The 10,781-nt window shown below is 57.8% G+C and carries 8 protein-coding genes; all 8 read right to left on the reverse strand.

Going from position 1 to position 10,781, the window contains the following annotated elements:
- Positions 1–1,642: IS1634 family transposase (locus tag ACPLUI_RS01640; RefSeq protein ID WP_424658528.1), on the reverse strand; the 1,642-nt coding region annotated here is incomplete at its 3' end.
- A 407-nt stretch (positions 1,643–2,049) separates the two neighbouring features.
- Positions 2,050–3,567 (reverse strand): SLC13 family permease, encoded by a 1,518-nt coding sequence (locus ACPLUI_RS01645; RefSeq protein WP_424658529.1) that lies wholly within the window; start codon positions 3,565–3,567, stop codon positions 2,050–2,052.
- A 24-nt stretch (positions 3,568–3,591) separates the two neighbouring features.
- A complete protein-coding gene (locus ACPLUI_RS01650; RefSeq protein WP_424658535.1) occupies positions 3,592–4,140 on the reverse strand; it encodes an indolepyruvate oxidoreductase subunit beta in 549 nt (182 codons plus the stop codon).
- A gap of 37 nt (positions 4,141–4,177) precedes the next feature.
- Complete coding sequence (iorA, locus tag ACPLUI_RS01655) at positions 4,178–5,971, reverse strand: indolepyruvate ferredoxin oxidoreductase subunit alpha (RefSeq protein WP_424658530.1); 1,794 nt, start codon at positions 5,969–5,971, stop codon at positions 4,178–4,180.
- Between the two features lie 26 nt (positions 5,972–5,997).
- Complete coding sequence (locus ACPLUI_RS01660) at positions 5,998–7,302, reverse strand: phenylacetate--CoA ligase family protein (RefSeq protein WP_424658531.1); 1,305 nt, start codon at positions 7,300–7,302, stop codon at positions 5,998–6,000.
- On the reverse strand, positions 7,299–8,819 hold the full coding sequence (locus ACPLUI_RS01665) for a sodium:solute symporter family protein (RefSeq protein ID WP_424658532.1): 1,521 nt from the start codon (positions 8,817–8,819) through the stop codon (positions 7,299–7,301). Before ACPLUI_RS01665 ends, ACPLUI_RS01660 begins: the two co-directional genes overlap by 4 nt.
- Positions 8,820–8,933: 114 nt before the next feature.
- Positions 8,934–10,190 (reverse strand): aminotransferase class I/II-fold pyridoxal phosphate-dependent enzyme, encoded by a 1,257-nt coding sequence (locus ACPLUI_RS01670; RefSeq protein ID WP_424658533.1) that lies wholly within the window; start codon positions 10,188–10,190, stop codon positions 8,934–8,936.
- 50 nt (positions 10,191–10,240) lie between these two features.
- Positions 10,241–10,729 carry an Lrp/AsnC family transcriptional regulator gene (locus ACPLUI_RS01675; protein WP_424658534.1) on the reverse strand — a complete coding sequence of 163 codons (489 nt, stop codon included), beginning with the start codon at positions 10,727–10,729 and terminating at the stop codon, positions 10,241–10,243.
- Between the last annotated feature and the right edge of the window lie 52 nt (positions 10,730–10,781).

Consider the following 10,781-nt stretch of genomic DNA (forward strand, 5'->3'; position numbering starts at 1 on the left):
CTGCTCCGGGGTCGGGCACCCCGATGGCCCGCAGAATTTCACCCTGCGTTTTTTCTATACTCGTCACCGATTTAAACTCCACATCGTCCACCCGGTTGATGGCTACTTTTACTTCCTCCAGCAACTCCAGGGCCTGACGGGACGTCAGGTTCATCCCCGCACGCCTCAGCAATGCTTCCAGGGTCTTCTCCAGCATGGCAGCCAGTACGCACACGAAAATGCTGGCGGAAAGGTTCTGTTCACGGTAGAACTCTTTTGGTCTGGCTTCAAAGCTCCTGATTTCCTTAAAAGATTCCCCGAGCTGACTGAGGCGTGTGTAAGCCAGCAACAATTCCCTGCCGTCGAGCAGAGTGGCGTTGGTTTCCAGGAGGAAAGCCCCCGCCGTTTTCTCTTCCCGGGTGATCACGTCTTCCCTGCGGCGCCAGGTAAGCTCCCCGGTGGCCTCGCTGTAATGCCAGTCAAAATAGCGGCGGCAGTACTTATCCTTCAGGACGGCTGCACCCTTCGGCAGGTTCCTCTTACCCGTACGGTATTCCGAAGCGACCGCTTTTTGAAGTTTCCGCAGTTCCTCCTCCACCTCATCCAGGCGTTCCGCAAGGGCGGCAGCCTTTTCCCTGGCCGCTGCCGGGCTGTAGCACACCAGGTACCGCACCCCTCCTTCCACAACTTCCCTGTACCAGAGATCTCCGTCCACTTCCTGAAACTCAGCCCTGTTCTCCAGGAGTTCCCGCTCACATAAATCAAGTTCCCATTTCGATTGCACCCTGCGGCGGACCAGGTAATGATATCCGTGAGACATCAGCACTTCGAGGTGCGGACCGGCCAGCAGACGCCGGTCACCTGCAAAAATGCACTGCCGGGTGTCGTGAGCTACCTCCAGGTGGTGCACGATTTCACGGAAGTCCGTCTCATCGGGTATCTCGTGCAGGATATGGTGGCCGAAGGGGATACCTTCGCGGCTGACGAAAATCCCAAGGTGAACCAGGTGCTCCTCCAGTGGTGCCTCTAAAATATAGCGAGCATAGGGCGAACGATCAAGCTCGCTGCGGGGCGCAGGTTCAATGGTGGTAGAAGCGAGCAGACAGAAGGCAACCTCCCGGCTGACCCGGGTGAAGGAGCACAACCTCCGGAAAAGTTCCTCCTCCAGCCTTTCTTTCACGCAGGCCAGACTGTCCAGCGCCCGGTAAAAGTGGTGGTCCATAAATTCCTTTCCCTGGACATCGGGAAAGTACAGGCAGCGGTACCAGTCACTAATGGCCTGTTTGTTCGGCGGCTTGACGATCTGGTTGATGGCCATCAATTCCAGCAGCAGGGAGATATCGGGGTCGTACCTTTCACCGGAAAAAGCGGCCTCCACGGCTCCCTTCACATCCAGCATCTCCCAGAGGCGGTGTATGGCCAGGACCTCACCGTAGCGCAAAACCTTCCTGGCCTCGATACTGGCCGGCCGCCGGGATACACCGCATATCCTGGCCAGGCCGTCGATCAAGTTTTCCACCTTTTCCGGGGTAAGGTTCTCCAGATTGCCCAGGTTGGCGATTACCCTCTGTTTAACCTTGTTTCCCTCACGGTAGTTTTCTATAAGCTTCAGGTAGGTGTATTCCTTTCCTCCGCTGCGACTGGTAACTTTTCGGAAAAACACGGGCAAATCACCTCCAGGTCAAATCCGGCCGGAATGCAAATAAACCCGCAATCCCCTGGCCTCAAGCTCGCCGTTTAACCTGCCGGCAAGAGGCCTTTTGTCACCACACTGAAGCCCTCTCGCCCAGGCATGTTACAGTATTCACATGATGATTCATCCCTTACCCCCGTTTTATTTGTCGGCCCCCAAAACCCTTGTATTTGCTGATTTTTCACCACATCTATTCACTACATAATATGCAGTGAATTTCAGGTTGTGCACTCATTCACATTCTCTTGTCTGTGCCATCCCTTTGAATCAAGTATAGCACAGCACTGCCGATTGTGCAATAATTCACTTTGTTATTTTTAAATAGAAAATCTTCAGGCAACTTACTCCGGATCTGCCAGCTCAATCAGGAGGAACTTTCACCAGACTCCCAGCACGTGCCACCAGAAACCGCCGAGAAAGACAGCCGTAAGGACCAGGGAGATGAGGAAGAGCACGGCACCGGCCTTTAAAAAATCGTGGGCCCGCAAAAAGCCGGGACCGTAAACGATGGCGTTGGCAGGAGTAGCGATCACCAGGAGATAGGAGAATGCCGAGGCCAGGGAAGTTCCCACACCAATGGCCACGAGCGAGGTACGCGACAGTTCGGCCACCTTCAAAAAGATTGGGCCCAGGACGGCCACCGTGGGACCGTCGGCCATGGTATTGGTCACCAGGGCAGTTACCGTAGCGGTCACAGCCAGCAGCGGAACTCCCTCGGTCACCTCGGCGGCAGCTGCCAGGTGCAGGATCTGCCCGGCCAGCCAGGATGCCGCACCGGTGGTGATGAGCATTTTACCCATGGAAATAGCCCCGGCGTAAAGCAAGACGACTCCCCACTGGGTTTTTTGCTGGAGGTAGCTCCAGTCGGTCAGGCGCAGGACAACCGCCAGGAGCATGCCCGCCATGGCAATGTTGCCCACCCCATAGCGCCGGCTGGCAACTATCCACCCGGCCACCACGGCCAGAAAAATGGCCAGGGCCATCCAGGCCCGGCTGGTCATGGGACCATCGGCCTCCATTTCCTCCCTGATAGCCCGGATTGCCCCGGCCAGATCTTTAATTTCAGGTGGGAACAGGTTTAGAAGCCAGTAACTTACGATGGGGATCATGAGCAGGGTAAAAGGTAAGACCATAACCATCCACTGGCCGTAACCGACATCGATACCCAGGCTGCTCAGGAAGCCCAGCATCAGGGCATTACGGGCTCCCCCGGAAGGCGCGGAGACGCTTCCTATCATCACACCGTAGGCGATGGAGAGCATAATGAGTTTGGCCAGGTTGGGCACTTTTTTGTAACCTCCGCTTAAAGAGACGAGGCCCACACCAATGGGCAGCATGATCATCACCGCGGCATGTTCCGTAAGAAACCCCGCACTGAGGGCGCAGAAGGTCACGATGCCCAGGATGACCCTTTCAATGCGGGTGCCGCACAGCTTGAGCACAAAGAGAGCTACCCGGTTGTGGATATTATATTTCATCAGCATGGCGCCCATCATAAGCACGCCCATGATGAAGATTACGGCATCGTCCATAAAAGTGCCGGGCACATCCCTGAAGCCGGCAATGCCCGTAAAAACCTGGTAGCAGCCGATAATCATGGCGGTCATGGGCAGGGGGAGGGCCTCGGTCAAAAAGCATATAATAACAAAGACCCACAGGCCCAGGGCATATTGACCATGCACGGTCAGGCCCCGGGGTGTGGGTGACAGGCAGATGAAAACAGTTAAAAGCAGCGCCAGTAAAAGCCACTTCCGCTCCCATAAAAAAGCCTTGAGCCGCCCCGGGGGGACAGGGGAACGGCCCCGCCCGCCCCTGCTGTCCAGAGGTTCGAGGCCCGGTGCCTTCTTGACCTTTTTTCGATACTCGTTGAGCTTGAAAACTTTTTGCCCGGTCATACATCCCCGACCCCAGTATCTGAATTAAAGGTTATAACCCCTCTGGAAAGCAGCCCGGTTGACTTCAAGGTAACGGGCGGGAACGCAGGCTTCTACAGCTTTGAGCCAGCAGGATAGCTGAATGGGCATCCGCCTGGCCAGGCTGCCAAGGAGCACCACGTTGGCCGCCCGGGCATGGCCGCACTCCAGGGCCCTCTCCAGGGCGTCCACCACCACGGTACGAGCGCGGCGGGCAAGGTGTTCAACAATGTTCTCGGGATACCGGGCCATACCCGCAAGTACCGGTACGGGATATATGACCTGGTTGTTGACAATGACGGTGCCACCGCTCCTGACATATGTCAACCAGCGCAGGGCTTCAAGCTGTTCAAAGGCCAGGATGATATCCACCTCACCCTCGGTAACCAGGGGGGAATAGACCCTTTCCCCCAGGCGTACCTGGGTAACCACGCTGCCACCCCGCTGGGCCATGCCGTGTATTTCCGACACTTTAATGTCGTAACCGGCCTCCCGGGCGGCGTAGGCCAGTATCTTGCTGGCCAGGATGATGCCCTGCCCACCAACGCCGACCATCAAGATGTCCACCGGTGCCAGGGCCGCACCCGTTGCCTCAGCCACTGTTTTCTCCCCCTTCCTGCAGCGCGCCAAACCTGCAGACCTGCACGCACAGCCCGCAGCCGGTGCAGATAATGGCATCCACGGCAGCCCTTTTATCCTGCACGGAAATAGCCGGGCAGCCGATCTTCAGGCAGGTCCTGCAGCCGGTGCAGGCTTCAGCGTCCACACGAACCGGCGGGCGGTTCTCCCGGTGTAACAACGCGCAGGGCCGCCTGGCTATAATCACCGACGGGACACCAGCGGTCACTTCCTCTTTGACGGCCTGCGTCAACCCGTTGATATCCAGGGGATCCACCACCCGGACGCGGCTCACCCCCAGCGCCCTCACCAGGGCTTCCAGGTCAACCGCAGGCGCGAGTTGGCCCATCAGGGTCTTACCCGTACCGGGGTGGTCCTGATGGCCTGTCATGGCTGTGGTACGGTTGTCAAGGATGATTACAGTACCCCGGCCACCGTTGTAAACCATGTGCAGGAGGCCGGTGATACCGGAATGGAAAAAGGTCGAATCGCCGATAACAGCTACCGTCTGCCCGCCCAGGGAAGGATCTGCCAGCTCGCAGCCGTGGGCCATACCAATACTCGCCCCCATGCACACGCAGCTGTCCATACCATCCAGGGGGGACAGGCCACCCAGCGTATAGCAGCCGATGTCGCCTGTTACCAGAAGCTTTAATTTGTGCAGCACGTAAAATACGCCCCGGTGGGGACACCCCGGACAAAGTACGGGCGGGCGCCCCGGAATGGGAGGCAACTCCTCCAGCTGACCGTCCACACCGGAAGGGGGGGGAGACACCTCCGCCCGGGAGTCCGTTGGAAGGACCCGCACCCCGGCTTCTTCCAACTTACTGCGGACCAGGCCGGGAGTGAACTCGTTCCAGGCCGGGAAAATCTGTTTACCCGTTACCTCGAGGCCCAAACTCCGTACGAATTCTTCAATGTAGGGGTCCAGTTCTTCCACCACCAGGAGCCTTTCCACGCCCGCGGCAAACTGGCGGATCAGCCCCCCGGGCAGGGGGAAAGTCATTCCCAGCTTCAGGATGGAAGCCCCCGGCAGTACTTCCCGTACGTACTGGTAACTGATGCCGCTGGTAATCACTCCTACCTCGCGGTTGCCCCAGGATATGAAATTCACCGGTGTAGTCTCGGTGTAAGCCTTCAGCCTTTGCAAGCGCTCTTCCAGGTCCTGGCGGCGCTGGCGGCCGAAAGCGGGAACCATGAGCCATTTTTGGGGATCCTTCCGGTAGGGTCTCAGGGGCACTTCCGTACGCTGCCCCACCTCAACCAGGCTGCGGGAATGGGCCACCCTGGTGGTAGTGCGCAGGATTACGGGCAGGTCAAACTCCTCGCTGACGCGCAGGGCCAGCCCCACCATTTCCATGGCTTCCCGGCTGTCCGACGGTTCAAACATGGGCACCCGGGCGAAGCGGGCATAATTGCGGTTGTCCTGCTCGTTCTGCGAGCTGTGCATGCCGGGGTCGTCCGCGGAGACCAGGACCAGCCCGCCGTTTACACCGGTGTAGGCAGCAGTCATCAGGGGGTCTGCCGCCACGTTTACGCCCACGTGTTTCATGGTCACCAGCACGCGGGCTCCGGCCAGGGAAGCGCCAATGCCCACCTCCAGGGCTACCTTTTCGTTGGGTGCCCACTGGGCCTTGACGCCCGGGTAGCGGGCAAAGTTTTCTAAAATCTCGGTGCTGGGTGTACCCGGGTAGCCAACCCCCACGGTCACGCCGTGTTCGTAAGCTCCCCGGGCAATAGCTTCGTTACCCGTCATCAGTTCTTTCATGACAAACCTCCGTAATTCATGAATACCTACTGCTTTTTAGGCCGTCTGTCGATGATACGTTTGGCTTTACCCTGGCTGCGCTCGATGGAGTGGGGTTCCAGCAGGCGCACCCGGGGGTTGATGGAAAGCACCGCCTGGAGCCGCCGGCGGATTTTTTCTTCCATGGCCTCCAGGTCTCGGAAGCTGCCCGTGAAGGTCTGTTCCGTCATTTCCACCTGCACTTCCAGATAATCCAGGTAGCCCTTCTTGTCAACCACAATCTGGTAGTGAGGGGAAATGCCTTCGATTTCCATCAATACGCTTTCAATTTGGGAGGGGAATACATTGACACCGGAAATAATCAGCATGTCGTCGGTACGCCCGGCAATGCGGCGCAGGCGAGCGGTGGTACGCCCGCAGGGACAGGGCTCCGGGTTGATTACGGAGATGTCCCGGGTGCGGTAACGGATTACGGGGAAAGCTTCCTTCGTCAGGGCGGTGATAACCACCTCCCCTTCCTGACCGTAATCCAGGACCTCGCCGGTCTCGGGATCGATAATCTCCACCAGAAAATGGTCTTCGGCAATGTGCAGTCCCGGAGCCACGGTGCATTCACCGGCTACCCCCGGACCCATCACTTCCGACAGACCGTAGTTGTCCGTAGCTTTCATGCCCCACATCTTCTCCAGTTCGCGGCGCATTTCCTCGCTCCAGGCCTCAGCTCCGAACAACCCCAGACGCACCTTCAGGCTGGCGGGGTCAATCCCCATGGAGAGAGCGGTTTCTCCCAGGTGCAGCACATAGGACGGTGTACCAACGAGTACCGTGGTGCCAAAATCCTTCATAAGCATGATTTGTTTTTCGCTGTTGCCCACCGAGGCGGGTACGATGGTGGCACCAACCCTTTCCAGGCCGTAGTGCAGACCGAAGGCACCGGTAAACAAGCCATAGCCAAAGGTAATCTGCACCACATCCTCGTCGGTCACCCCCGCCTGGGTAACAACCCGGGCTACCAGTTCACCCCATGTTTCCAGGTCTTTCCTGGTATAACCCACCACAATGGGCTTGCCCGTAGTACCCGAAGAGGCATGCAAACGCACCACTTGCTTGAGGGGAACAGCAAAGAGCCCGTACGGGTAATTATCCCGCAGGGCTGCTTTGGTCGTAAAAGGGAACTTCCGGATATCTTCCAGGGTGCGCAGGTCCCCGGGTCCGACCCCGTGGGCGTCAAAAAGACGGCGGTAGTAAGGCACCTGCCGGTAAACACGGTGGAGTGTCTCTTTAAGCCGCTCCAGCTGCAATGATTGAAGCTTTTCCCTGTCCATGCATTCATGCTCTCGATCCCAGATCATGCAGTCTCCACTTCCTTATGTTTCTGTAAAGTTCGCATCCCCGGAACGGCCCCCTTGCCAAAGGCTTTTTCCACCACCCCGGCCGGCAGGGGACGGGTGAACAGGCTGACCACGGGCACGACCAGCATGGGGATGGCCATGGCCAGCGAACCCACCAGGGGAATGACCGCAGGGTCAAGCCGGTAATAAAGGGACAGAAGTATGGAAGAGCCCAGCCCTGTCAAAGTTCCCGCCCAGGCACCTGCAGGTGTCGTTCCCCGCCAGAACAGGCCGTAGAGGTAGGGAGCCAGGAAGGCACCGGCCACTGTGCCCCAGGAGATGGCCATCAGGCTCAGGATAATCGCCGGTTTGGCCAGGGCGATTACCAGGGAAAGTCCAATAAAGGTACAGCACAGCAGGCGCATGATTAAAACGCCGTGTTCTTTCACCCAGCGGGGCCACAAAGCTTGGACCAGATCTATGGAAATGGCCGAACTGCTCACCAGCACCAGGGACGAAAGGGTGGACATGGATGCGGAAAGCACAAGCAGGAGAATTAACGTGGCTCCCAGCTCGGGCAGAGTGTTATGAATCAGGACCGGCATGAGCATGTCGGGAGTGGGTTTGCCACTGGCCGGATCCACGGGCAACTTGTCAAAGAACAGGTGCGTGAGGGCTCCTGTGAAATAGGCTCCAAAGGTAATCACAAGGGCAAAGAGAGAGGAAACCACCATCGCCGGCCGGATGGCTCCTTCGTCCCTGATAGCGTAGAATTTCTGCACCATTTGAGGCATTCCCCAGGGACCGAGACTTGTCAGGACCACCAGTGCGGCCAGAGACAGCCAGTGGCCCCCAGGCCCGGCCGGGCTGACCAGGGCGGGGTCAATCCGGGCCAACCGTTGCATTCCCTGGAACAGCCCGCCCACCTGAGGAGCATTAAGAACATAGTAGAGAAGCACACCCACGCCGGCAAGCATGACCGTACCCTGAATCACGTCGGTAAGGGCCACCGCCCGGTAACCGCCCATGATCAGGTACAGGGCCGTCAACAGGCACATCAAGAGTGCAGCATATAAATAAGGGATGCCGAAAATCTGATTAAATAAATAGCTCAAACCCATGAATACCGAGGCGGAGTATGGTACCAGAAACAGGAAGATAACCAGCGCACCGTACACCTTCATAGCCGAGCTTTGATAACGTGCTTCCAAAAACTCGGGCATGGTCATGGCCCCTAGCCGTTCGGTCATGACCCGCGTCCGGCGGGCCAGAACCAGCCATGCCAGGGTGCTGCCCAGCAGGGTATTCCCCAGGACAATCCAGAGGGCGGCCATCCCAAATCCCCAGCCCACCTTGCCGGCATAACCAATAAAAATAACCGCGGAGAAATAAGTAGTGCCGTAAGCAAAAGCCGAAAGCCAGGGACCCATAGCCCGCCCGCCCAGGAAGAACTCCCCAATGGTGCGGTTGCGCCCCATACTGATGTAACCGCTGTAGAGCATGACGCCCACAAAAAAACACAACAGCAACAATTTCATACCTGCCGTCCTCCCATCCTGCATTATTTTTGGCCGGATGTAATTCCGGCATAGTTTTTAATATTTCTACATCAGGGTCTTAATTCCTGCCCGGATTCATGCCCGGTTTAAAAATTAAGAGGAAGCACCCCCTGCTGCAGTCACACCCACATCCAGGCCCGCAAGAGGCCGTACGGGACTGGAAATCACCCGCGGCCTGACTCCCCGCCGGCGTACCAGCCGGGCCATACGCCTCAAGGCCTCACCCAGGTCGTCGAGCGAAGCGGCATAGGAACAGCGCACGAAGCCTTCGCCGCTGGGGCCGAAGGCATTGCCCGGGACCACAGCCACCTTTTCCTCCTGGAGCAGTGTCCCGGCGAATTCTTCCGAAGTCAATCCGGTCACCCTGATTTCCGGGAAGGCGTAAAAGGCCCCCCGGGGTTCAAAACAGGGCAGCCCCATGTCCCTGAATGCGTGCATGATCACGTTGCGGCGCCGGTTGTACTCCCGGACCATGCGCTCCATTGACGGCCGGCCGTTTTTCAGCGCCTCCAGGGCGGCCATCTGAGCGGTAATGGGTGCACAGAGCATGGTGTACTGGTGGATTTTGGTCATTGCGGCTATAAAATCCCCGTTACTGCAGGCATACCCTATCCGCCAGCCCGTCATGGCATAGGACTTGGAAAAACCGTTTAAAAGGACAGTGCGTTCTTTCATGCCCGGCAGGCTGGCCACGCAGGTGTGCTGACCCACATAGGTCAACCTGTCGTAAATCTCATCCGATATCACGATCAGGTCGTAAGCCACGGCCACCTCTGCAATTTCCTCCAGGGTCTTCCGGTCGAGTACCGCCCCGGTAGGATTGTTGGGATAACATAACAGAAGAACCTTCGTGCGCGGCGTGATGGCCGCCTCCACCTGGTGGGCACGCAGGCAAAAACCCTCTTCGATGCTGGTGGGCAGGAAAACCACTTTCCCGCCGGCCATCATCACCACAGGGGCATAGGAAACGTAGGACGGCTCCGGGATGAGCACCTCGTCACCCGGGCAGACCAGTGCCCTCAGGGCAAGATCCAGGGCCTGGCTCACACCCACCGTCACCAGGATCTCACTCCGGGGGTCATAGGAAACACCGTAAGTAGAGGCCAGGTCCCGGGCAATAGCGCGCCGCAGTTCCAGGAGGCCGCTGTTCGAGGTATACATGGTGTGCCCCTTCTCCAGGGAGTAAATGCAGGCCTCGCGGATGTGCCAGGGTGTGACAAAATCCGGTTCACCCACGCCCAGGGAAATAACCCCCCTTGTTTCAGCCACCATGTCGAAGAAACGGCGAATCCCCGAGGGTGGCAGGTCCCGTACCACAGGATTAATCCGCGCGCACCAGTTTTTATTCATCAAGCGTTCCTCCCCGTTAACGTATGAACGGAATATTCCCACTTTCACTCTTAAGGAGTTACCATCAGGCGCCGGTCCTCTTCTTCTCCATCCTCCATCATAACCCCGTCCTGTTTGTAGGTTTTGAGGGCAAAGTGGGTGGTGGTACTGACCACTCCCTCGATAGTGGCCAGCTTGGTGGCCACGAAATGGCTTACCTCCCGCATGGTACGGCCTTCGATAAATACGGCCAGGTCATAAGCTCCGGACATCAGCCTCACACTGCGCACCTCGGGAAACCGGCAGATGCGCCGGGCCACGGCATCGAAACCCACGTCCCGCTGGGGCGTAATTCGTACCTCTATTAATGCGGAGACCTTTTCCTCGCCTGCTTTTTCCCAGTTGACCAGAGTCATGTACTTTACAATGGTTTTATTCTTTTCCAGCTCCTGGATGGCCCGGCGTACCTCCCCAGCATCTGTTTGCAGCATGGTGGCTATTTCTTCCGGTGTTAGCCTGGCATTGTCTTCCAAAAGTTCGAGCAGTTCAATTGTATTCACAGGTTCACCCCTTGTCTTCCAAATTTAAAGGGCTCTCGCCCCAAATGGGACG

The organism is Desulfofundulus sp. (assembly GCF_049701015.1).
In the GTDB taxonomy this organism is placed as follows: Bacteria; Bacillota; Desulfotomaculia; order Desulfotomaculales; family Desulfovirgulaceae; genus Desulfofundulus.